The sequence below is a fragment of the Limnohabitans sp. genome, from assembly GCF_036804465.1.
GTDB lineage: Bacteria > Pseudomonadota > Gammaproteobacteria > Burkholderiales > Burkholderiaceae_C > Limnohabitans.
The window spans coordinates 88,630-109,255 of the sequence record NZ_DAIRSK010000006.1 but is presented as its reverse complement, the minus strand read 5'-3'; the positions used below and the strand labels follow the sequence as shown (position 1 = coordinate 109,255).

Below are 20,626 nucleotides of genomic sequence, written 5' to 3'. Positions count from 1 at the left end.
GGCCAACGCGTCAGGGCAATGCCCATGTTGCAAACAGCGTCTCTGGCCTGAGATGGATGCAATACCCGAGTAAAGCGATATACTTTTCACATAGATTCAGGAGTCCTCCTATGAGCGCCGTTGCAGAAAATATCCAAACAGAAATGCCATCCCCATTCGTCTTCACCGACAGCGCAGCTGCCAAAGTGGCTGATCTGATTGCAGAAGAGGGCAACCCAGAGTTGAAGCTGCGCGTGTTTGTGCAGGGTGGCGGTTGTTCAGGTTTTCAATACGGTTTCACTTTCGATGAAATCGTGAATGAAGATGACACCACCATCAACAAAAACGGCGTGTCTTTGTTGGTGGATGCCATGAGCTACCAATATTTGGTGGGCGCTGAGATTGATTACAAAGAAGACTTGCAGGGCGCTCAGTTCGTCATCAAGAACCCAAATGCGACATCGACTTGCGGCTGCGGCTCATCGTTCTCCGCCTAATCAAGCTTTAAAAATTCCACCCAGTATGCGGGCGCCTTGAGCGCCCGTTACTTTTGGTAAATTGCCCGGTAGGCCCAGCACGGTTTGTCGCGCTAGCCAAGCGAAGGCGGCAGCTTCGACTTGCAGGGGCGGCATGCCACGCACATCAGATGACAGCACGCGGACAGGGTCAAGCCTGGCTTGCAAGCGCTGCATCAAGAGACGATTGAGCGCGCCACCGCCACACACAATGAGTTCAGACGCAGCGGCTGCATGGCGCAGCACATCGTTTGCGCATGCGCACGCGGTGAACTCGGTGAGGGTGGCTTGCACGTCGGCCGCATGGGCGTTGGCATGGCCATGGAGTTGTTGGGCCAACCAAGCGGGATGAAACAAATCGCGGCCTGTGCTTTTGGGCGGGGCTTGGTGCAAATATGGCTCAGCCAACATGGTTTGAAGCAAAGGTTCAATCACCCTTCCGCTTGCGCCCCACGCACCGTGGTTGTCAAACGCGTTGCCAGTGTGGGCTTGGCACCAATGATCGAGCAGGGCGTTGCCTGGCCCACAGTCAAAACCCAACACATCGCGATTGGCATGCAACACACTGAGGTTGGCAATGCCACCCACATTCAGCACGCCCACTGTGCTGTTGGGTTGGCCAAAAATGCTTTGGTGAAACACGGGCACAAGCGGTGCGCCTTGACCACCAGCCGCCACATCGCGGCTGCGGAAATCGGCGACCACATCGATGCCTGTGAGTTCGGCCAATAAAGCAGGGTTGTTGATTTGTAGGGTGTAACCAGTGCCATCACACGCGCCGGGTTGGTGGCGCACAGTTTGGCCGTGTGCGCCGATGGCGCAAACATCGCTGGCACGGGTGTGTGTGTCTGCCAACAAGGCGTGGACGGTTTGGGCATAGATGCGCACCAGGGCTTGCGCTGCCAAGGCGCCACGGTGCAGTTCATTGTCAGACGGCGTGTTGAGGGCCAGCAGCTCTTGCTTGAGAGCGGGTGCAAAAGGCATGGCGTGGTGCGCCAACACGCGTGGCTGAGCGCCGCTGAAATCTGCCAACACACCGTCTACGCCGTCAAGCGAGGTGCCCGACATCAATCCAATGAAAAGTGGTGGCGATGTCAGCGCCCAAGCCGGTGACTTTGGCGTTGACCCCAGCATTTATTCAGCGCGACTCACTTGCGTGCTGGCTGCTGCGGCGAGGTCTACTTTGGCGGTTGAAGCCTGTTGCTTGAACTGCTCACGCGCGCTGGCTGACACTTCCACAGCCACGCTTTGGCGTGCCATGGTGAGAGGGTCTTTGTGTTGACCGTTCACACGGAATTCAAAGTGCAAATGCGGCCCAGTTGCCCAGCCGGTGGAGCCGACCAAGCCCAATGTTTGGCCCTGCATGACCGCTTGGCCGCGTTTGACGTTGATGCGGCTCAAGTGTGCGTAGACAGTGGTTTGGCCGCCGGCGTGCTTGACCATCACCACATTGCCAAAACCGCCTTGCGCGCCAGCCACATCCACGATGCCTTGGCCCACGCTGCGCACTGGCGTGCCGGTGGGGGCTGCATAGTCCACGCCCAGATGCGCTCGCCAAGTTTGCAAAATAGGGTGAAAGCGCATCTTGAATCCGCTGGTCATGCGGGAAAAGGCGAGGGGGGATGCCAAGTAGGCGCGGCGCAAGCTGATGCCATCGGCATTGAAGTAGCCGCCTTCTTTGGCGTTGGCTTCTTTGAACCAGAAGGCTTGATGGGTTTTGCCGTTGTTCACAAACTCGGCCGAGATCACGCGGCCCGTGCGCAGCACCTCGCCGTCTGCTTCGAGGGATTCGTACACCACTGCAAAGCGGTCGCCTTTGCGAAGGGCGCGGTGAAAGTCGATGTCGCCCGCAAAGATGTCGGCCAATTGGCTGGCCACGCTGTCGGGAATGTTGGCATCGTCGGTGGCCGCAAACAGAGAACTTTGGATGGTGCCGCTGCCCAAGCGTGAGTTGATGGTCAGGGCAGCAGTTTCTTGGCGTTCCACAAAGCCTTGTGCATGGCGCTCCATCACCCAGCGGGTGAAGGTTTGGCCATCGTCGTTGGCCCAACGGGCGCTCAGGCGCGTAAGACGGTGTTGGGCATCGCTTTGCACGCTCACCAAGCGGCCCGCGCGTCCTACAAACTGGCGAGCTGTGGGCGTGCTGCGCAAATAGGCAGCGGCTTCAGGGTCGCTCAAGCCCAGGCGTGACAGCAAGCTGTCGGCCGAGTCGCTAGAGCGGGTGACGTCTGAGCGAAACAATTGCAAAGATTTTTGCGTCCACAAGTCTGGCAACGACAAGGTGTTGACGCTTTCCACCACTTGGCGCAAGGGAAGTTTGGATGCCCCGTCGTCCAAGTTGGCCACCGCAAACGCACCACCACCCAGGACCGTGAGCGTCACAGCAGCTCCCGCCAAGACGCGGCGGTGGTGTGTGTGAAGCATGTTTTGCAAGCGCGTGACCCACAAAGAAAACGATGTCTGCAAGGGGTGATCTCCAGCAGTTGGTTGACGGCCAGCAAAGAGCTCCAGGCCTCCAGGTTTGGGCCTCTAAAATCAGGCCTAAACACCAAACCGTTGATTATACCTTCGACGGTAAAAACTCCTTATGAATCAAGCATCTCTACAAACTCAGCCCCTTAGCCACCCCGTGACACATCCAGTGACTGACCGTGTTCTGGCATCTTTGGCTGTCACCAAGCGCGGCTGTGAAGAGCTGATTCCCGAAGACGCATGGGTGAAAAAGCTCGCCCGCTCTGAAGCCTCGGGCCAACCGCTGCGCATCAAGCTCGGCCTTGATCCCACGGCGCCCGACATTCACATAGGCCATACCGTGGTGCTCAACAAGATGCGTCAGTTGCAGGACTTGGGACACCAAGTGATCTTCTTGATCGGTGACTTCACCAGTTTGATCGGCGACCCATCGGGTCGCAACAGCACACGCCCGCCGCTCACGCCCGAGCAAATCAAGGTGAATGCTGAGACGTATTACAAGCAAGCCTCGTTGGTGCTGGACCCCGCGAAAACCGAAATTCGCTACAACAGCGAGTGGTGCAATCCGTTGGGCTCCATGGGCATGATTCAGCTTGCATCCAAATACACCGTGGCGCGCATGATGGAGCGCAACGACTTTCATGACCGATTTCATGCCAACACGCCCATCAGCGTGCACGAGTTCTTGTACCCGCTCATGCAGGGCTATGACTCGGTGGCCTTGAAGTCTGATTTGGAGTTGGGCGGTACCGACCAAAAATTCAACTTGCTCATGGGCCGCCATCTGCAAGCCGAATACGGACAAGAAGCGCAGTGCATCTTGACCATGCCGCTGCTCGAAGGTTTGGACGGCGTTGAAAAAATGTCCAAATCCAAAAACAACTACATCGGCATCAGCGAAGCGCCCAACACCATGTTTGCCAAGGTGCTCTCCATCTCAGATGTGCTCATGTGGCGCTGGTTCACCTTGCTCTCGTTCAAGTCCATGGCCGATATTGAGGCACTGAAAAAAGAAATCGAAGGCGGTCGCAACCCCAAAGACGCCAAGGTGGCGTTGGCCAAAGAAATCACCGCACGCTTTCACGGCGCTGCGGCAGCCGAAGCGGCAGAGCAAGACTTCATCAACCGCAGCAAAGGCGGTGTGCCCGATGACATTTCAAACGTTTCGCTCAGTGGTGCCCCCATGGGTTTGGGTGCCTTGCTCAAAGCCACAGGGTTGGCACCTTCTAGCAGCGAAGCCAACCGTTTGATAGACGGCGGCGGCGTGCGTGTGGATTCAAGCGTTGTCAGCGACAAAGGCTTGAAGTTAGACGTTGGCACTTATGTGGTGCAAGTGGGCAAACGCAAATTTGCGCGCGTCACATTGACTGCGTGAAGGCATGAAGGCCGTCTTGCAGCGGGTAAGCGAAGCCCGCGTGGTGGTGGATGGCCAAGTCGTGGGCGAAATTGCGCAAGGCTTGATGGTGTTGCTATGCGCCGAAAAAGGCGACACCGAAGTCACGGGCCAAAAAATGCTCGACAAAATTTTGAAGCTGCGCGTGTTCTACGACGACGCGGGCAAGATGAACCGAAGCTTGGTGGATGTGGAAGGTGGCTTGTTGGTCGTCAGCCAATTTACCTTAGCAGCTGACACCAGCAGTGGGACGCGGCCCAGCTTTACCAGCGCTGCACCCGCACAAGAAGGCCGCCGCTTGTACGACGCGTTTGTGGCGCAAGCCAAAGCCAGCCACCCTGTTGTTCAAACGGGGCTTTTTGGTGCGGATATGAAAGTGCATTTGGTCAACGATGGCCCAGTGACCATCCCTGTCACGATAATCGGTGCATGACCGACCCACAAATTACCGCTACGACCTTTGCCTCTCTGAGCCTCGCGGTCTCTTCTCTCGACAACCTGACGCAACTGGGCTACACCCAGATGACGCCCATTCAAGCTGCCAGCTTGCCCCTGACTTTGGCGGGCCGCGACTTGATTGCCCAAGCCAGCACTGGCAGCGGCAAGACGGCTGCCTTTGGCATTGCCTTGGTTGAAAAACTCGACCCCGCGCTCTTCGATGCGCAAGCCATGATCTTGTGCCCCACACGCGAACTGGCCGACCAAGTAACACAAGAAATTCGTCGCTTGGCCCGCGCCGTGGGCAACATCAAAGTGGTCACCCTCTGCGGTGGCGTGGCCTTGCGTGGTCAGACTCTGAGCCTAGAGCACGGCGCACATGTGGTGGTGGGCACGCCCGGACGCATCATGGACCACCTAGAGCGCGGCTCGCTCAGCCTGCAAGGCTTGAAGATGTTGGTGCTCGACGAGGCCGACCGCATGTTGGACATGGGCTTTTTTGACGACATCGCCAAGGTGGCCCGTCAGTGCCCCAAAGACCGTCAAACTTTGCTGTTCTCAGCCACCTATCCCGAAGGCATTGCCAAGCTCGCGTCGCAGTTCATGCGCGAGCCACAAACGGTGAAGGTGCAAGCGCAGCACGACGCACAAAAAATCAAACAGATTTTTTATGAGGTCAGCAACAACGAACGCTTACATGCCGTGTCGCAACTGCTCAACCACTTCCGACCTGAGTCCACCCTCGCGTTTTGCAATACCAAGCAGCAATGCCGCGATTTGGTCACCGTGCTGCAAGCGCAAGGCTTCAGTGCTTTGGCTTTGTTTGGCGAACTCGAGCAACGCGAGCGCGACCAAGTGCTGGTGCAGTTTGCCAACCGCAGTTGCTCGGTGTTGGTGGCCACCGATGTGGCCGCGCGTGGCTTGGACGTGGCCAACTTAGAAGCTGTCATCAACGTGGACGTGACGCCCGATTCAGAGATTCACATCCACCGCATTGGCCGCACGGGCCGCGGTGACGCCGAAGGTTTGGCCTTGTCACTCGCCAGCATGGACGAGATGGGCAACGTGGGCAAGATTGAACTCTTGCAAAACCGTGAGTCCACCTGGGCCCCGCTGAGCAGCCTCACACCTGCCGCAGGCGGCATCTTGCAGCCACCGATGGCAACCCTGCAAATAGTGGGAGGTCGCAAAGAAAAAATTCGCGCGGGTGACGTGCTGGGTGCACTCACGGGTCACGCAGGCTTTACCAAAGAGCAGGTGGGCAAGATCAGTGTGAATGAGTTCTCCACCTACGTGGCGGTGGAGCGAAGCATTGCGCGTGAGGCGGTCAAGCGTTTGAGCGCAGGACGCGTCAAAGGCAAGACGGTGAAAGTGCGTTTGTTGGAAGACGCATTGGGTCGTTGATCGACTTGCCTATGGTTTGGCGTCAATACGGGCACGGCAGTCCAAGGCTGGCCATGATGAGCATCTCCAGCGTCTCCATCTCGATGGCATTGGCTTCTGAGGTGTCGTGGTCATAGCCTTGGGCATGCAGCGCTCCGTGAATCAATAAATGTGCGTAGTGCGCTTGCAGCGACTTGTCTTGTGCTTTGGCCTCTGCCGCCACCACCGGCGCACACAGCACGAGGTCGGCCATCACCATGGGTGCTTGTGCGTAGTCAAACGTCAGCACATTGGTGGCGTAGTTTTTCTTGCGGTAGTCCTTGTTCAAAGCTTGGCCCTCTGTCGCATCGACGATGCGCACGGTCATCTCAGCATCATGGGCTAGGGCGCTGCGAAGGCAAAGGCTCACAAAGGCACGTGGCAACGCGGCACGGTGAAGCGCGGCGTCAGACAAGTCGCCAAATTGCAGGGAGAGGTCAAGGGTGGGCGCTGCCATTTTTTAAGTTGGTTTGCGAGAAGCTGCGCCTGTCGTGGCAGTGCGTTGGGCGTCATAGGCATCGACGATGCGGGCCACCAGCGGGTGGCGCACCACGTCGGCGCTGGTGAAGCGGGTGACTGAAATACCTTTGACGCGTTTCAACACGCGTTCGGCATCAATCAAGCCGCTGAGCTGGCCCTTGGGCAAGTCAATTTGGCTCACGTCACCCGTCACCACGGCTTTGGCCCCAAAGCCAATGCGGGTGAGAAACATCTTCATTTGCTCGGGTGTGGTGTTTTGTGCTTCGTCCAAGATGATGAAGGCGTTGTTGAGTGTGCGCCCGCGCATGAAGGCGAGCGGCGCAATTTCAATCGCGTTGCGCTCGAACGCTTTTTGCACGCGGTCGTAGCCCATCAGGTCATACAGCGCGTCGTACAAAGGACGCAAATACGGGTCTACTTTTTGGCTCAAATCGCCGGGCAAGAAGCCCAGTTTTTCACCAGCCTCCACCGCTGGGCGCGTCAGCACAATGCGTTGCACGGCGCTGCGCTCGAGCGAATCCACCGCACAAGCCACAGCCAAATAAGTTTTGCCCGTGCCCGCGGGGCCAATGCCAAAGCTGATGTCGTGCGCCGCAATGTTGTCGAGGTAGGCCGCTTGGGTGGGGGTGCGAGGCCGCAGGTCGGTGCGGCGGGTTTGCAGCACATGCGCGCCGTCTTCGTCTGCGCTGTCGCCTGCCAGCATGAGCTGGACTTGCTCTGGGGGAATGGCTTTGGCCGCCCGCTCATACAAAGCTTGCAACACCTCCATGGCGCGGGTGGCCTTGGCCTTGTGACCGTCCACTTTGAACTGCTCGTGGCGGTGGGCGATTTTCACGTCCAGCGCCAGCTCGATGGTGCGCAGGTGTTCGTCGGTGGGGCCGCACAAATGCGACAAACGGGTGTTGTTATGCGGGGTGAAGGTGTGGCGAAGAATCAAGTCGATAATCTCTCAAAAGTACCCCCAATGATAGGCAAGATGTGATTGGCAAATTAAGCGGCATTCTCAGCGAGAAAAATCCACCCCAAGTGTTGGTGGACTGTCACGGGGTGGGCTACGAAGTCGACGTGCCCATGAGCACGTTCTACAACTTGCCCGCCACTGGCGAAAAAGTGTCGTTGCTGACGCATTTTGTGGTGCGCGAAGATGCGCAAATTTTGTTTGGCTTTGGCACTGCATCTGAGCGAGCCACCTTTCGCTTGCTCATCAAAATCTCTGGCGTGGGCCCCCGTATGGCGCTTGGCATTTTGAGCGGCTTGAGCGCTGACGAGTTGGCACGTGCGGTGTCAGATCAAGACGCAGGCCGTCTCACCAAGGTGCCGGGCATTGGCAAGAAAACAGCTGAGCGTTTGCTCTTAGAACTCAAGGGTAAATTGGGTGCAGACTTGGGGCCCAATAGGTCGAGCTCGCCCGACCACCAAACCGACATCTTGCAAGCGCTGCTGGCGCTGGGCTACAACGACAAAGAAGCCGCTGCCGCGCTCAAAGCCTTGCCCGCTGAGGTGGGTGTGAGCGACGGCATCAAGCTGGCTTTGAAGTCATTGGCCAAATAAAGCATGAGCATCCAAACTGACGACTTCGCCCCCGCGCCCCGCGTGGTGTCTGCTGCGCCCGTGTCGCCCAACGAAGAAGCCATTGAACGCGCCTTGCGCCCCAAACTGCTGCAAGAGTACGTGGGCCAGTTGAAGGTACGCGAGCAGTTAGAAATCTTTATTGGCGCCGCCAAGATGCGCAACGAAGCGCTTGACCATGTGTTGCTGTTTGGCCCGCCCGGTTTGGGCAAAACCACACTCAGCCACATCATTGCGCAAGAGCTGGGCGTGAACCTGCGTTCTACCAGTGGCCCTGTGCTGGAAAAACCCAAAGACTTGGCTGCGTTGCTGACGGGCCTTGAGAAAAACGATGTGCTCTTCATCGACGAGATTCACCGCTTGTCACCCGTGGTGGAAGAAATTTTGTACCCCGCCCTCGAGGACTACCAAATCGACATCATGATTGGGGAAGGCCCAGCGGCGCGCAGCATCAAGCTCGATCTTCAACCCTTCACCTTGGTGGGCGCCACCACCCGCGCAGGCATGTTGACCAACCCTTTGCGTGACCGTTTTGGCATTGTGTCGCGCCTAGAGTTTTATACCGCACAAGAGTTGCAGCGCATCGTGGTGCGCAGCGCAGGTTTGTTGAACACACCCATGGATGTGGAGGGCGGTTTTGAGATTGCGCGTCGCTCGCGCGGCACGCCACGCATTGCCAACCGCTTGCTGCGCCGCGTGCGCGACTATGCGGATGTCAAGGGCAATGGCCGCATCACCTTAGACATGGCCAACAAAGCACTGGCGATGTTGGATGTCGACCCACAAGGCTTTGACTTGATGGACCGCAAATTACTCGAAGCGGTCATTCACCGCTTTGACGGCGGCCCTGTGGGCCTAGACAACATTGCCGCCAGCATCGGCGAAGAGCGCGACACGATTGAAGACGTGATTGAGCCGTATTTGATTCAGCAAGGCTTCTTGCAACGCACGCCCCGTGGCCGCATCGCCACCTTGGCGGCGTATCGGCACTTGGGGGTGACGCCGCCAAAGGCGATTGGCGACGTCACCACAGACTAAGTGGTGGTCTCATCGCGAGGCCCTGTATTCGCCTCCTCAAAGTGCGACACATCGCCCCAGCCCACGAGGCTCAAGCCCTGAGGTGTCCACAGCAAACGGTTGATGGCGGCGTTGCCCAAGTGCCAGGTGCGCGGCGCTTGCACCGATTGATTGGTGGCCAAGCGATACAGCGCATCCATCACACCGCCGTGTGCCACCAGCACAATTTGTTCGCCCAAGTGCTGGCTGGCCAATTCATTCACGCATTGGCGGATGCGTTCGCGCACAACTGTCAGTGACTCGCCGCCCGATGGGGCCCAGTGCGGGTCGCGATCGCGCCACAGCTTGCAGTCTTGGGCGTGGTCAGTTTCTATTTCTGCCCATGTTTTGCCTTGTAAGTGGCCAAAGTGGCGCTCGCGCAATTGCAGGTGCGGGGTGATGTGCGCGGGTGTGGGTGTGCGTGCGGCCAGCCGTGCGGGGGCGTTGGCAATGGCTTGTGCGGTGTCGAATGCGCGCTGCAAGTCGCTGCTGTAAATGGCGTGAATTGGCTCTTCTGCCAAGGCATGGCCCACGCGCTCGGCTTGCCAGCGGCCTGTTTCGTTCAGGTCAATGTTGATGTGCCCTTGGATGCGGGTGTCCACATTCCATGGGGTTTCTCCGTGGCGGATGGCGAGAATTCGGGTGGCTTGCATAAGGGTTAAGTTTAAAGATTGAAAAATCATGCAAAATAGCACGATCGTTCTTTTTATAAATACTTCTTTGAAATTTCGCATGACCGCCACGCGCAAAACCGAAGCCCCCGAACACAAGGCTCTGCAAAAAGGCCAGCAAACCAAAGCCGCCATTGTGGACGCCGCTTTGGGCTTGGCCACACAAATTGGCTTGGAAGGCTTGAGCATTGGCGCCTTGGCCGAAGTGGCGCGCATGAGCAAGTCGGGTGTGTTTGCGCACTTTGGTTCACGTGAAGAGCTGCAAATATCGGTGGTGCGCGAATACCACGCGCGCTTTGAAGCCGAGGTGTTTTTGCCCATTTTGCAAGCCCAGCGTGGCTTGCCACGTTTGCGCCAGTTGTTTGCCAACTGGACCAAGCGCACCTCTGCTGAGATTGATTCAGGGTGTCTGTACATCAGCGGTGCCGCCGAGTTTGATGACCGTCCCGGCCCTGTGCGTGATGCACTGTCGAGCTCGGTCAAAACTTGGTTGGCTGCTGTGCATCGCACCGTGGTGCAAGCGTGCGAAGAGGGCCATTTGGCCGCAGGCACAGACGCGGAGCAAATGGTGTTTGAGTTGCACGGCCTCATTTTGGCTTTGCAGTACGAAGCACGGTTTTTGCGTTCGTCCAAATCGCTGTCACGCACCACCCAAGGTTTTGAAAACATCTTGCTGCGCTATGGCGCAAGCGATGTTGTACCCGCCATTGCAGCAAGCCTTAAGCGCACCAATTCAGCCAAAAAGTAAGGAGTTACAGACATGCCTAGCTACACCCCACCTCTGCGCGATATGCAATTTGTGCTGCACGAAGTGATGCACGTCACCGATGACTTCAAGCAAATGCCCAAGCACGCGGACCTGGATGCTGACACGATGTCGGCGGTGCTAGAAGAGGGCGGCAAGTTTGCGACGGAGGTGATCTTCCCGCTCAACCAAGTGGGAGACGAACAAGGCTGCACGCTCAACCGCGACACGCACGAGGTCAAAACGCCAGATGGCTTCAAGGCCGCCTATGCGCAATACGTCCAAGGCGGCTGGCCCGCCTTGAGTGCAGATCCTGCTTATGGTGGTCAAGGCTTGCCCGTGGTGGTGAACCAGTGTTTTTATGAAATGCTCAACAGCGCCAACCAAGCGTGGACCATGTACCCCGGCCTCACCCACGGCGCTTATGAGGCCTTGCACGCACACGGCAGCGACGCGCAAAAAGCGTTGTACTTGCCCAAGCTCACCAGCGGCGAGTGGACGGGCACCATGTGTTTGACCGAGCCGCATTGCGGCACCGATCTGGGCCTGTTGCGCACCAAGGCCGAGCCTCAAGCCGATGGCACTTACCGCATCACGGGCAACAAAATCTTCATCAGTGCGGGCGAGCACGACCTGGTCAGCAACATCGTGCACTTGGTGTTGGCGCGTTTGCCCGATGCGCCTGCGGGCAGCAAAGGCATCAGCTTGTTTGTGGTGCCCAAGTTTCATGTCAACGCCGACGGCAGCCTTGGCGAGCGCAACGGTATTTTTTGTGGCGGCTTAGAGCACAAGATGGGCATTCACGGCAACGCCACCTGCCAAATGGTGTTGGACGGCGCAGTGGCCACGATGGTGGGTCAAGCCAACAAAGGTTTGGCGGCCATGTTTGTGATGATGAACGCCGCCCGCGTGGGCGTGGGCATGCAATCGTTGGGCCTGACCGAAGTGGCGTACCAAAACGCAGTGGCCTATGCCAAAGATCGCATCCAGTCGCGCAGCCTGACGGGCGTCAAAGACCCCAGTCAAGCTGCTGACAGCATTTTGGTGCACCCCGATGTGCGCAAGATGCTGCTCACAGCCAAGGCCTACGCAGAGGGCGGTCGCGCGCTGGCTTTGCATTGTGCTGTGCTGATTGACCGCGAGCTCAGTCACCCCGACGAAGCGGTGCGTGCCGAATCGGCTGAACAAGTGGCCTTGCTCACGCCCATCGTGAAAGCCTTTATCACCGACAACGCATGGACGGCTACGTCGTCGTGTATGCAGGTGTTTGGCGGTCATGGCTTTATTCGCGAATGGGGCATGGAGCAATATGTGCGCGATGCGCGCATCAACATGATTTACGAAGGCACCAACACCATCCAAAGCTTGGACTTGCTGGGACGAAAGGTGCTGGGTAACCAAGGCGCGTCACTGAAGAAGTTTGGCAAGCTCATTGCCGAGCTGGTGGCCGATGCCCAGGGCGATGAGGACATGGCCGAATTCATCAACCCCTTGGCCAAGTTGGGCCAGCAAATGACGCAGTTCACTGGCGAGATCGGCTACAAAGCCCTAGAAAACGCAGACGAGGTGGGGGCTGCTGCGGTGGACTATTTGCGCGTGGCGGGCCATTTGGTGTTTGGCTACTTTTGGGCGCGCATGGCCAAAGTGGCGTTGCAAAAGATGGCACAAGGGGACCGTGACCCCTTCTACCAAGCCAAGCTGCAGACCGCACGTTTTTACTTTGCCAAGCTGTTTCCAGAAACCGCCTCGCTCATGATCACCGCTCGCGCCGGTGCGGCTGTGCTGATGGAGACAGAGGCGGTGTTTGCATGAGTTGCATCGTCATTTAATTCGAGTAAATTCAAACCATGACACACACACACTTTTTCAAAATCCTCGTGGGCTTGGCCCTGTTGTCTGCAGGCAGCAGCTTTGCGCAAATGACGCCTGTGGGCACTTGGCATTCGATTGACGATAAAACAGGCGAGGCCAAAGCCGAAATTCAAATCATCGACAAAGACGGTGCGCTCAGCGGGCGCGTCGTCAAGTCGCTGCGCAACGACCCCAATGCCAAGAAAACCTGCGACGAATGCAAAGACGACCGCAAGGGTCAAGCCATCATCGGTATGGAAATTGTGCGTGGCGTCAAACCTGATGCATCGGGTGAGAACCTGTGGGCCAGTGGCGGCAAAATCTTGGACCCAGAAAACGGCAAGGAATACACCGTCAAACTGGTGCCGCAAGAGGGCGGTAAAAAGCTGCAAGTGCGCGGCTACATCGGACCGTTTTACCGCACCCAAACTTGGCTGCGTGCGCAGTAATTAGGAAAGTTATGACAGAAATTTTGAGCCACATCGACTCGGGTGTGATGACCTTGACGTTCAACCGCGTCGACAAAAAGAACGCTTTAACCGCGGCGATGTACAACGCCTTGGCCGATGCTGTGGCGCAAGCTGAGCGCAACCCAGAGGTGCGTGTGCTGGTGTTCCAAGGTCACGAAACCGTGTTTTGTGCGGGCAACGACATTGCAGATTTTTTGAGCAATCCGCCCTCATCAGCAGACGCGCCCGTGTTTCGTTTGCTGCGCAGCATTGCGGCGTTTCCCAAGCCCGTGTTGGCTGCAGTGGCGGGGCCTGCCGTGGGTATTGGCACCACGCTGCTGTTTCATTGCGACTTGGTTTATGCGGGCGACAACGCGGCGTTTGCCATGCCGTTTGTCAACCTGGGTGTGTGCCCCGAAGCCGCATCGAGTTTGTTGGCCCCGCAAATGATGGGCTACCACCGCGCTGCAGAAGCCTTGTTGTTGGGCGAGCCCTTCATGGCCGAAGCTGCTTTGGAAATTGGCTTGGTCAACCGCGTGTTGCCGCCCACGGAGGTGAACAGCTACGTGCAAGTGCAAGCTCGTAAGTTGGCGGCCAAACCGTTGTCGTCGCTGCTGGAAACCAAGCGTTTGATGAAAGCCGGTCAGGCTGCGCTGGTGCAACAACAAATGAACGAAGAGGCCGCATCGTTTGGCCGCATGCTGAACGAGCCCGCCGCCAAAGAAGCGTTTGGCGCGTTCATGGAAAAGCGCAAGCCTGATTTCTCTCAGCTCTGAGAGCGACAAGGCATGACCCAACCCAACCCAAGCCTTGTCGTGTTTGAGCCTGAGTATCTTGAAGGCTTTCGGGAAATCTACGAAGAGAAAGTGGTGTTCAACCAGACACTGGGCTTGAAGCTCGTGCGCGTCACGCCTGACGAAGTGGTGGCACGCATCGACATGCGCCCAGAGCTCGTTGGGCACTACGCTTACAACCGCATTCATGGCGGCGTCATCAGTGCGGTGCTGGATGCCATTGGCAGTGCGGCCGTGATGGCCTGCTTGGCTGCCAAGCACATGAAAGAGCCCCCTGCACTACGTTTAGAACGCTTTGCCAAGCTGGGCACGATTGACTTGCGAGTGGACTATTTGCGCCCCGGCATTGGGGAGTACTTCACCATCCATGCCAACGCTTTGCGTGTGGGAACGCGCGTGGGTACTTCGCGCATGGAGTTTCGCGGTCCAGATGGCACGCTGATGTCCACCGGCACGGGCGCCTATATCGTCTCTTGAGGTTCAGTCTTTTGGGATGGCGCGGGGCTTGCCCGCTTCATCAATGGCCACGTAGGTCAGGGTGGCTTCGGTCACTTTGATGTATTGCCCTTGTGCGATCAATCGCTCGGCAAACACTTCCACCTTCACGCTGATGGAGGTGTTGCCAATGCGCTGTACACGCGAGAAAAAACTCAAGACATCTCCCACTTTGACGGGGTGTTTGAAGACAAATTCATTGGCTGCCACCGTGGCCATGCGGCCTCGCACATAACGCGCCGGCAGCACCGCACCGGCCAAGTCCACCTGTGCCATGACCCAGCCCCCAAAAATATCCCCGTTTTGGTTGCAATCGCCAGGCATGGGGATCACTTTCAACACCAACTCTTGATCGACTGGCAGGGTGACTGGGGGAGATTTCTGGGGGTTGGACATAGGCACAATCGAAGAATTACTATTTGGCATTGTGCAACATGCGTCATCACGCCCATACTTCTGAGCCCATGCCTGCTGGGCAGCCTCCGCAACAACGCCCCGACAGTGAAACCATTCAACGTCTCTTGCCGTATTTGTGGCAATACAAATGGCGGGTGTTGGCTGCATTGACTTTCATGGTGGGCGCGAAGGTGGCGAACGTGAGTGTGCCTTTGTTACTCAAAGAGTTGATTGATGCCATGTCGTTCAAGCCCAACGACCCAATGGCGGTCATCGTGGTGCCCGTGTCTTTGTTGTTTGTCTATGGCGTGCTTCGTTTGTCTGTGTCTGCGTTTACCGAGTTGCGCGAATTGGTGTTTGCCAAAGCCACACAGGGAGCTGCTAGGCAAATTGCCTTGGAAACATTTCAGCACTTGCATGGTCTAAGCCTGCGTTTTCACTTAGAGCGTCAAACCGGTGGCATGACCCGCGACATTGAGCGGGGCGTGCGAGGCATTGAGTCGCTCATTTCTTATTCGCTCTACAGCGTGGTGCCTACCCTCATTGAGGTGGCCTTGGTGTTGAGTATTTTGGCGGTGAAGTTTGATGTGTGGTTTGCTGGCATTACCCTGGTCGCGCTGGCGCTGTACATCATCTTCACGATCAGCGTGACAGAGTGGCGCACGCAGTACCGCCGTCAAGCCAATGAATTTGATTCAGCCGCCCACACCAAAGCTGTAGATTCTTTGCTCAACTATGAAACGGTGAAGTACTTCAACAACGAGGCCTTTGAAGCTGCGCGCTACGACAAAAGCCTGGAAGCCTTGCGCCGGGCACGCTTGAAAGCGCAAACCTCGTTGTCCTTGCTCAACACGGGTCAGCAGCTCATCATCGCTGTGGCCTTGGTGGGTATGCTGTGGCGCGCCACACAAGGCGTGGTGGATGGGCGCATGACCTTAGGTGACTTGGTGATGATCAACGCCTTCATGATTCAGCTCTACATTCCGCTCAACTTTTTGGGTGTGCTGTACCGCGAAATCAAGCAAAGCCTGACGGACTTAGACCGCATGTTCACCTTGCTTGAAAAAGAACGTGAAGTGGCTGATGCGGACAATGCATCTGTCCTTCAATTGAGCGGGCCACCGACGGTGAAGTTTGAATCCGTGGTGTTTGCCTATGAAGCCGCACGACCCATCTTGCATGGCATCAGCTTTGAAATTCCAGCGGGCAAAACCGTGGCGGTGGTGGGGCCTTCGGGGTCTGGCAAATCCACCTTGGCACGTTTGCTGTTTCGCTTCTACGACGTGGGCAGTGGCGCGATCACCATCGATGGACAAGACATTCGCCAAGTGACCCAAAGCAGCGTGCGCCGTGCCATGGGCATCGTGCCGCAAGATACCGTGCTGTTCAACGACACCGTGCGCTACAACATTGCCTACGGTCGCACCGACGCGACCGAAGCCGAGGTGGAGCAAGCGGCACGCGCTGCGCACATTCACGATTTCATCTCTTCCACACCCAAGGGCTACGACACCATGGTGGGCGAGCGTGGCTTGAAGTTGTCGGGCGGCGAAAAACAGCGCGTGGCGATTGCACGCACCTTGTTGAAAAACCCGCCGATTGTGATTTTTGACGAGGCCACCTCGGCGCTCGACAGCGCGAATGAGCGAGCGATTCAAGCGGAGTTGCAAAGCGCTGCGCAGAACAAGACCACCTTGGTGATTGCACACCGTTTGTCGACGGTGGTGGATGCGCATGAGATTTTGGTGCTCGATGCGGGGCGCATTGTGGAGCGGGGTTCACATGTGGCGCTGTTAGCGATGAATGGTCGGTATGCGCAGATGTGGGCGTTGCAGCAGTCTTCGGAGGGTTGACGTTTCTTTCGTCTTTTTGCTTCGTCGTCGTTGCGGCGAAGCTTGGGTGGCGCACCCCAAACGGCTTACATCGCTACGCGACGAATGGCGCCTTATTGGGCTACGCCACCCAAGCTTCTAAAGGCGTGCGCGGCTAAACGCAATCACTTCTTGCGTGAAGTTTTTTGAACAACAACTCGCATCCCCGAGGACCGAAGACAAAGACGCAAACAAAAAGGGCCTCTCGTCAAAACAAGAGGCCCTTTAAGCTAAAAAAGCAAAAAAGCGTTTACTTCACACCAGCAGCCGCCTTCAATGCAGCAGCCTTATCGGTACGCTCCCACGTGAACTCTGGCTCTTCACGACCAAAGTGACCATAGGCCGCGGTTTTGCTGTAGATGGGGCGCAGCAAGTCGAGCATTTGGATGATGCCCTTGGGGCGCAGGTCAAAGTGCTCGGCGACCAACGCGGCGATTTTGTCGTCAGCAATCACGCCCGTGCCTTCGGTGTTCACGGTGATGTTCATGGGGCGTGCCACGCCGATGGCGTACGCCACTTGAATTTGGCACTTCGTGGCCAAGCCTGCAGCCACGATGTTTTTGGCCACGTAGCGAGCCGCATAAGCCGCTGAGCGGTCTACCTTGGAGGGGTCTTTGCCAGAGAACGCGCCACCACCGTGGGGGCATGCGCCGCCGTACGTGTCCACAATGATTTTGCGACCCGTCAAACCGCAGTCGCCTTGTGGGCCGCCGATGACGAAACGGCCAGTGGGGTTGATCAAATACGTGGTGTCTTGCAACCACGCTTTGGGCAACACCGGCTTGATGAGTTCTTCAATGATGGCTTCGTTGAAGCTGGCCTTCATCTTGGTGGCGGATTCGCTTTGGTCAGGGCTGTGTTGGGTGGACAACACCACGGTGTCAATGCTGTGCGGCTTGCCGTCCACATAGCGCATGGTCACTTGGCTCTTGGCGTCAGGACGCAAGAAGGGCAGGCGGCCGTCTTTGCGCAACTGGGCTTGGCGCTCGACCAAACGGTGGGCGTAATAGATGGGGGCTGGCATGAGCTCTGGTGTTTCGCTGCAAGCGTAGCCAAACATCAGGCCCTGGTCACCCGCGCCGATGTTGAGATGGTCGTCAGATGCATGGTCAACGCCTTGGGCAATGTCGTTGGATTGCTTGTCGTAACAAACCATGACTGCACAACCTTTGTAGTCGATGCCGTACTCGGTGTTGTCATAACCGATGCGCTTGATGGTGTCACGTGCGACTTGGATGTAGTCCACATGCGCGTTGGTGGTGATCTCACCGGCCAACACCACCAGACCAGTATTGGTCAGGGTTTCGGCCGCCACGCGTGAACGTGGGTCTTGCGCGAAGATGGCGTCCAAGATCGCGTCAGAGATTTGGTCAGCCACCTTGTCAGGGTGGCCTTCTGAGACGGATTCAGAGGTGAAGAGGTAATTGCTGGACATAAAAAAGCTCCTTGTTTTCGATAGGGTGTTCGGCGTTGCCGACCCTGAAAACTTGGAGCCCAGCGAACGCTTTAGCAGAGTGGCCAGATTGCTCCGAGCCCACACACCGCAGTGTGTTGTCGCCCTGCAAGTAGTTCTTTAACTCGGCGACAATCGTGATTCTAGTGGAGTTATCAAAGTTAGTAAAAAGTTCATGTCTTTCGTCCCCCCCCTCTTTCAGTTGCTTGCCCGCATCCCTCTGCCTTGGATGCAGCGGCTTGGCGCTGGGCTAGGTTGGTGTGTGTGGTGGTTGTCGCCCAGTTATAGACGTCATTTCAAAGCCAATGTGCAAGCTGCAGGCGTGGCGTGGTCTGATGCCCGACCTGCAGTGGCCGCCATTGGCGCGATGGTGGCCGAGCTGCCTTGGGTGTGGATGCGTCCTCACCGCACCAAGTTGGATGGTTTGGTGAGATGGGACGGCGCCGAGCACTTTGAAGCCGCCATGCAAGTGGGCAAGGGTGCCATCATCATGTCGCCGCATTTGGGGGCGTGGGAGATAGGCGCACAAGCCATTGCCGAAAAGTTTGGCCCCAAGCATGGCGCGATGGTTGCGCTCTTTCGTCCTGCTCGCCAAGCGTGGCTAGAGCCCTTGGTGGCCAATGCACGCACCCGACCTTATCTTGATTCAGCGCCCACTTCGCTGGCAGGGGTGCGAACGCTTATTCGCACGCTTCGCAGCGGTGGCTACACGGCCATCTTGCCCGACCAAGTGCCGCCGCTGGGTCAAGGTGTGTGGGCGCCGTTTTTTGGGCGAGATGTCTACACCATGACCTTGCTCGCCAAGTTGGCGCAACAAACCGGTGCGCAAGTCATCATGACGTGGTGCGAACGCTTGCCCTCGGGCCAAGGTTTTTGCATGCACATGCGCCCCTTTGATGCGCCTGAGATGAAAGACGCCACGGTGTCGCCCCTAGATGCCGCCGCTGCCGTGAACCGCGGTGTGGAAGCCATGGTGCGCGAGGCGCCTGGCCAATACCTGTGGGGCTACGCCCGCGACAAGCAGCCGCGGGCGGAGAGCTAGCCATGTTCAGCAAGTGGGGCTTGTTTTTGCTGCGTGGTTTGGGTTATTTGCCCTTGTCATGGTTGCGCGCTTTGGGGGCTGGCTTGGGCGCATTGTTGGTGTTTGCGATTCCTTCACGCCGCCGCGTGGTGCAAGCCAATCTTCGCGTTTGCTTTTCTGGTTGGAGTGATGCCGAGCGCGACGCTTTGATGCGCCAAACCTTTGTGTATTTCGCGCAAGCTTGGTTGGACCGCAGTTGGCTTTGGCATCGCAGCGCGGCGTGCATTCGGTCGCGCATACAGATCTCTGGCGAGGTGAGCGCTTTGTCAGAGGCGACACCCACCGTGCTGTTTGCACCGCATTTCATGGGCTTGGATGTAGGCTGGACTGCGCTCACCATGCGTCTGCCCTTGCACTTCACCACCATCTTCACACCGCAGTCAAATGCCGCCGTGGATGCGTGGGTGGCCAAAGGCCGGGAGCGCTTTGGTCAGGTGCGTTTGTTTCGTCGCGAGGATGGGGTCAAACCCATTCTTGCCGCCTTGCGTCAGAACCAACTGCTGTATTTGTTGCCCGATATGAATTTTGGCGCGAACGAGTCTATTTTTGTGCCGTTCTTTGGCGAGCCAGCGGCCACTGTGCCGTCGTTGTCGCGCTTTGCCAAGCTAGGTCGAGCCCGCGTGGTGCCCGTCATCACACGCATGACCGATACAGGCTACGAGGTGGTGGTGCATCCCGCTTGGCATGACTTCCCAACGGACGATGCCCTGGCCGATACTGCCACCATGAACCAGCGCTTAGAGGTGTTCATCAACACCATGCCAGCTCAGTATTTTTGGGTGCACAAGCGCTTCAAAACACGTCCAGTGGGTGCGGCTGAAATTTACTAACGCGTCAAGCCAAAACCCCGCTGCAATTCAAGGGTGCATCCATTGATACAAGGTGGCAGCCACTTCATCCACGCCCTGCTTTTTGAGCGCCGAGAACAAGCGTACTTCACCACCGCCGGCTTGCAGTTTGGTGATTTGCAGAGCTTTCGCACCATCTGTTTTGTTGAGCTTGTCAGCCTTGGTCAGTAGCACCAAAAACTTCATGCCTTCTGCCACGCGCGGGCGAATCACGTCCAACAAAATTTCGTCCAATTCGGTGAGTCCGTGACGGGGGTCGCACATCAGCACCACTGCGCGAAGGTTGGGGCGGGTGAGCAAATAGTTGGCCATCACTTGTTGCCAACGAATCTTGTCTTGTTTGGGCACAGCGGCGTAGCCGTAGCCCGGTAAGTCGGCCAGTACCGCGTCTGTCTTGCCATGCCTGCCCATGGCAAACAAGTTGATGTGCTGCGTGCGGCCGGGTGTTTTAGAGGCGTAGGCCAAGCGTTTTTGCTGGGTCAACACGTTGATGCAAGTGGATTTGCCCGCATTCGAGCGTCCCACAAACGCAATTTCGGGCAGATCGTAGGTGGGCAAGTGGTGGAGCTGGGCGGCGGTGGTCAAAAAGCGCGCGGTATGAAGCCAACCCATGGCGTATTTGGCTTGTTCGGATGGGCTTAGCAGGTC

22 protein-coding genes are annotated in these 20,626 nt (G+C 57.3%); 14 read left to right on the top strand and 8 right to left on the bottom strand.

Features of this window, described 5'->3' with window-relative positions:
* The first annotated feature begins 110 nt into the window (after nt 1–110).
* On the top strand, nt 111–476 hold the full coding sequence (gene erpA / locus V7Q41_RS04765; RefSeq protein WP_108358382.1) for an iron-sulfur cluster insertion protein ErpA: 366 nt from the start codon (nt 111–113) through the stop codon (nt 474–476).
* On the opposite strand, the gene V7Q41_RS04760 is transcribed toward erpA, so the two are convergent.
* Both V7Q41_RS04760 and V7Q41_RS04755 read right to left on the bottom strand, forming a co-directional pair.
* The gene (locus tag V7Q41_RS04760) at nt 477–1,628 is read right to left on the bottom strand and encodes an anhydro-N-acetylmuramic acid kinase (RefSeq protein ID WP_333843462.1); all 1,152 of its coding nucleotides are present in this window, start codon (nt 1,626–1,628) and stop codon (nt 477–479) included.
* Nucleotides 1,629–2,918, bottom strand: coding sequence for a M23 family metallopeptidase (locus tag V7Q41_RS04755; RefSeq protein ID WP_333843544.1), 1,290 nt, complete (start codon nt 2,916–2,918; stop codon nt 1,629–1,631).
* A gap of 163 nt (nt 2,919–3,081) precedes the next feature.
* Here V7Q41_RS04755 and tyrS point away from each other — a divergent pair, with 163 nt between their 5' ends.
* From tyrS to dbpA, 3 genes are read left to right on the top strand one after another with little or no spacing between them, the layout of a single operon-like run.
* Complete coding sequence (tyrS, locus tag V7Q41_RS04750; RefSeq protein ID WP_333843460.1) at nt 3,082–4,341, top strand: tyrosine--tRNA ligase; 1,260 nt, start codon at nt 3,082–3,084, stop codon at nt 4,339–4,341.
* A gap of 4 nt (nt 4,342–4,345) precedes the next feature.
* Entirely contained in the window at nt 4,346–4,792 is a 447-nt protein-coding gene (gene dtd, locus V7Q41_RS04745; RefSeq protein WP_333843457.1) for a D-aminoacyl-tRNA deacylase, read from the top strand.
* Nucleotides 4,789–6,201 (top strand): ATP-dependent RNA helicase DbpA, encoded by a 1,413-nt coding sequence (gene dbpA / locus V7Q41_RS04740; protein ID WP_333843455.1) that lies wholly within the window; start codon nt 4,789–4,791, stop codon nt 6,199–6,201. The genes dtd and dbpA overlap by 4 nt, the downstream gene beginning before the upstream one ends.
* Before the next feature lie 22 nt (nt 6,202–6,223).
* Here the strand turns inward: dbpA and ybeY are convergent, their stop codons facing one another.
* Nucleotides 6,224–6,676: an rRNA maturation RNase YbeY gene (gene ybeY, locus V7Q41_RS04735; protein ID WP_333843453.1), complete on the bottom strand. Its 453-nt coding sequence runs from the start codon at nt 6,674–6,676 to the stop codon at nt 6,224–6,226.
* A 3-nt stretch (nt 6,677–6,679) separates the two neighbouring features.
* The gene (locus V7Q41_RS04730) at nt 6,680–7,636 is read right to left on the bottom strand and encodes a PhoH family protein (RefSeq protein ID WP_333843451.1); all 957 of its coding nucleotides are present in this window, start codon (nt 7,634–7,636) and stop codon (nt 6,680–6,682) included.
* Nucleotides 7,637–7,677: 41 nt separating this feature from the next.
* On the opposite strand from V7Q41_RS04730, the gene ruvA reads away from it, so the two are divergent.
* Together ruvA and ruvB are read left to right on the top strand one after the other, a co-directional pair.
* Nucleotides 7,678–8,250 (top strand): Holliday junction branch migration protein RuvA, encoded by a 573-nt coding sequence (ruvA, locus tag V7Q41_RS04725; RefSeq protein ID WP_333843448.1) that lies wholly within the window; start codon nt 7,678–7,680, stop codon nt 8,248–8,250.
* A 3-nt stretch (nt 8,251–8,253) separates the two neighbouring features.
* Nucleotides 8,254–9,306: a Holliday junction branch migration DNA helicase RuvB gene (gene ruvB, locus V7Q41_RS04720; protein ID WP_333843445.1), complete on the top strand. Its 1,053-nt coding sequence runs from the start codon at nt 8,254–8,256 to the stop codon at nt 9,304–9,306.
* Here the strand turns inward: ruvB and V7Q41_RS04715 are convergent.
* Nucleotides 9,303–9,977, bottom strand: coding sequence for a histidine phosphatase family protein (locus V7Q41_RS04715; protein ID WP_333843443.1), 675 nt, complete (start codon nt 9,975–9,977; stop codon nt 9,303–9,305). The genes ruvB and V7Q41_RS04715 overlap by 4 nt on opposite strands.
* Before the next feature lie 79 nt (nt 9,978–10,056).
* Here V7Q41_RS04715 and V7Q41_RS04710 point away from each other — a divergent pair, with 79 nt between their 5' ends.
* The 5 genes from V7Q41_RS04710 to V7Q41_RS04690 are packed head-to-tail and all read left to right on the top strand — an operon-like array spanning nt 10,057 to nt 14,311.
* Nucleotides 10,057–10,743: a TetR/AcrR family transcriptional regulator gene (locus V7Q41_RS04710; RefSeq protein ID WP_333843440.1), complete on the top strand. Its 687-nt coding sequence runs from the start codon at nt 10,057–10,059 to the stop codon at nt 10,741–10,743.
* A 12-nt stretch (nt 10,744–10,755) separates the two neighbouring features.
* Nucleotides 10,756–12,552, top strand: coding sequence for an acyl-CoA dehydrogenase C-terminal domain-containing protein (locus V7Q41_RS04705; protein ID WP_333843438.1), 1,797 nt, complete (start codon nt 10,756–10,758; stop codon nt 12,550–12,552).
* 35 nt (nt 12,553–12,587) lie between these two features.
* Nucleotides 12,588–13,040, top strand: a complete 453-nt coding sequence (locus tag V7Q41_RS04700) for a DUF2147 domain-containing protein (protein WP_333843435.1) — start codon at nt 12,588–12,590, stop codon at nt 13,038–13,040.
* An 11-nt stretch (nt 13,041–13,051) separates the two neighbouring features.
* On the top strand, nt 13,052–13,816 hold the full coding sequence (locus V7Q41_RS04695; RefSeq protein ID WP_333843433.1) for an enoyl-CoA hydratase: 765 nt from the start codon (nt 13,052–13,054) through the stop codon (nt 13,814–13,816).
* A gap of 12 nt (nt 13,817–13,828) precedes the next feature.
* Nucleotides 13,829–14,311: a thioesterase family protein gene (locus V7Q41_RS04690; RefSeq protein ID WP_333843430.1), complete on the top strand. Its 483-nt coding sequence runs from the start codon at nt 13,829–13,831 to the stop codon at nt 14,309–14,311.
* 3 nt (nt 14,312–14,314) lie between these two features.
* Here V7Q41_RS04690 and V7Q41_RS04685 read toward each other — a convergent pair whose 3' ends face one another.
* Nucleotides 14,315–14,725, bottom strand: coding sequence for an acyl-CoA thioesterase (locus V7Q41_RS04685; RefSeq protein ID WP_333843428.1), 411 nt, complete (start codon nt 14,723–14,725; stop codon nt 14,315–14,317).
* A 38-nt stretch (nt 14,726–14,763) separates the two neighbouring features.
* Between V7Q41_RS04685 and V7Q41_RS04680 the strand changes: the two genes are divergently transcribed.
* Entirely contained in the window at nt 14,764–16,578 is a 1,815-nt protein-coding gene (locus V7Q41_RS04680; RefSeq protein WP_333843426.1) for an ABCB family ABC transporter ATP-binding protein/permease, read from the top strand.
* Nucleotides 16,579–16,846: 268 nt separating this feature from the next.
* Here the strand turns inward: V7Q41_RS04680 and metK are convergent, their stop codons facing one another.
* Entirely contained in the window at nt 16,847–18,031 is a 1,185-nt protein-coding gene (metK, locus tag V7Q41_RS04675; protein ID WP_333843424.1) for a methionine adenosyltransferase, read from the bottom strand.
* A 193-nt stretch (nt 18,032–18,224) separates the two neighbouring features.
* Here metK and V7Q41_RS04670 point away from each other — a divergent pair, with 193 nt between their 5' ends.
* Both V7Q41_RS04670 and V7Q41_RS04665 read left to right on the top strand, forming a co-directional pair.
* Nucleotides 18,225–19,091, top strand: coding sequence for a lysophospholipid acyltransferase family protein (locus tag V7Q41_RS04670; RefSeq protein WP_333843421.1), 867 nt, complete (start codon nt 18,225–18,227; stop codon nt 19,089–19,091).
* Nucleotides 19,092–19,093: 2 nt separating this feature from the next.
* Complete coding sequence (locus tag V7Q41_RS04665) at nt 19,094–19,960, top strand: lysophospholipid acyltransferase family protein (RefSeq protein ID WP_333843419.1); 867 nt, start codon at nt 19,094–19,096, stop codon at nt 19,958–19,960.
* A 27-nt stretch (nt 19,961–19,987) separates the two neighbouring features.
* Here the strand turns inward: V7Q41_RS04665 and yihA are convergent, their stop codons facing one another.
* Nucleotides 19,988–20,590, bottom strand: coding sequence for a ribosome biogenesis GTP-binding protein YihA/YsxC (gene yihA / locus V7Q41_RS04660; protein ID WP_333843541.1), 603 nt, complete (start codon nt 20,588–20,590; stop codon nt 19,988–19,990).
* Between the last annotated feature and the right edge of the window lie 36 nt (nt 20,591–20,626).

Coding starts and splice junctions, on each gene's coding strand:
- tyrS (WP_333843460.1), top strand. CDS start 3,082: ATGAATCAAGCATCTCTACAAACTCAGCCCCTTAGCCACCCCGTGACA.
- ruvB (WP_333843445.1), top strand. CDS start 8,254: ATGAGCATCCAAACTGACGACTTCGCCCCCGCGCCCCGCGTGGTGTCT.
- yihA (WP_333843541.1), bottom strand. CDS start 20,590: ATGGGTTGGCTTCATACCGCGCGCTTTTTGACCACCGCCGCCCAGCTC.
- V7Q41_RS04760 (WP_333843462.1), bottom strand. CDS start 1,628: ATGCTGGGGTCAACGCCAAAGTCACCGGCTTGGGCGCTGACATCGCCA.
- dtd (WP_333843457.1), top strand. CDS start 4,346: ATGAAGGCCGTCTTGCAGCGGGTAAGCGAAGCCCGCGTGGTGGTGGAT.
- V7Q41_RS04665 (WP_333843419.1), top strand. CDS start 19,094: ATGTTCAGCAAGTGGGGCTTGTTTTTGCTGCGTGGTTTGGGTTATTTG.
- V7Q41_RS04710 (WP_333843440.1), top strand. CDS start 10,057: ATGACCGCCACGCGCAAAACCGAAGCCCCCGAACACAAGGCTCTGCAA.
- ybeY (WP_333843453.1), bottom strand. CDS start 6,676: ATGGCAGCGCCCACCCTTGACCTCTCCCTGCAATTTGGCGACTTGTCT.
- V7Q41_RS04705 (WP_333843438.1), top strand. CDS start 10,756: ATGCCTAGCTACACCCCACCTCTGCGCGATATGCAATTTGTGCTGCAC.
- V7Q41_RS04685 (WP_333843428.1), bottom strand. CDS start 14,725: ATGTCCAACCCCCAGAAATCTCCCCCAGTCACCCTGCCAGTCGATCAA.
- V7Q41_RS04690 (WP_333843430.1), top strand. CDS start 13,829: ATGACCCAACCCAACCCAAGCCTTGTCGTGTTTGAGCCTGAGTATCTT.
- V7Q41_RS04755 (WP_333843544.1), bottom strand. CDS start 2,918: ATGCTTCACACACACCACCGCCGCGTCTTGGCGGGAGCTGCTGTGACG.
- V7Q41_RS04680 (WP_333843426.1), top strand. CDS start 14,764: ATGCGTCATCACGCCCATACTTCTGAGCCCATGCCTGCTGGGCAGCCT.
- dbpA (WP_333843455.1), top strand. CDS start 4,789: ATGACCGACCCACAAATTACCGCTACGACCTTTGCCTCTCTGAGCCTC.
- V7Q41_RS04700 (WP_333843435.1), top strand. CDS start 12,588: ATGACACACACACACTTTTTCAAAATCCTCGTGGGCTTGGCCCTGTTG.
- V7Q41_RS04715 (WP_333843443.1), bottom strand. CDS start 9,977: ATGCAAGCCACCCGAATTCTCGCCATCCGCCACGGAGAAACCCCATGG.
- V7Q41_RS04670 (WP_333843421.1), top strand. CDS start 18,225: ATGTCTTTCGTCCCCCCCCTCTTTCAGTTGCTTGCCCGCATCCCTCTG.
- erpA (WP_108358382.1), top strand. CDS start 111: ATGAGCGCCGTTGCAGAAAATATCCAAACAGAAATGCCATCCCCATTC.
- V7Q41_RS04695 (WP_333843433.1), top strand. CDS start 13,052: ATGACAGAAATTTTGAGCCACATCGACTCGGGTGTGATGACCTTGACG.
- metK (WP_333843424.1), bottom strand. CDS start 18,031: ATGTCCAGCAATTACCTCTTCACCTCTGAATCCGTCTCAGAAGGCCAC.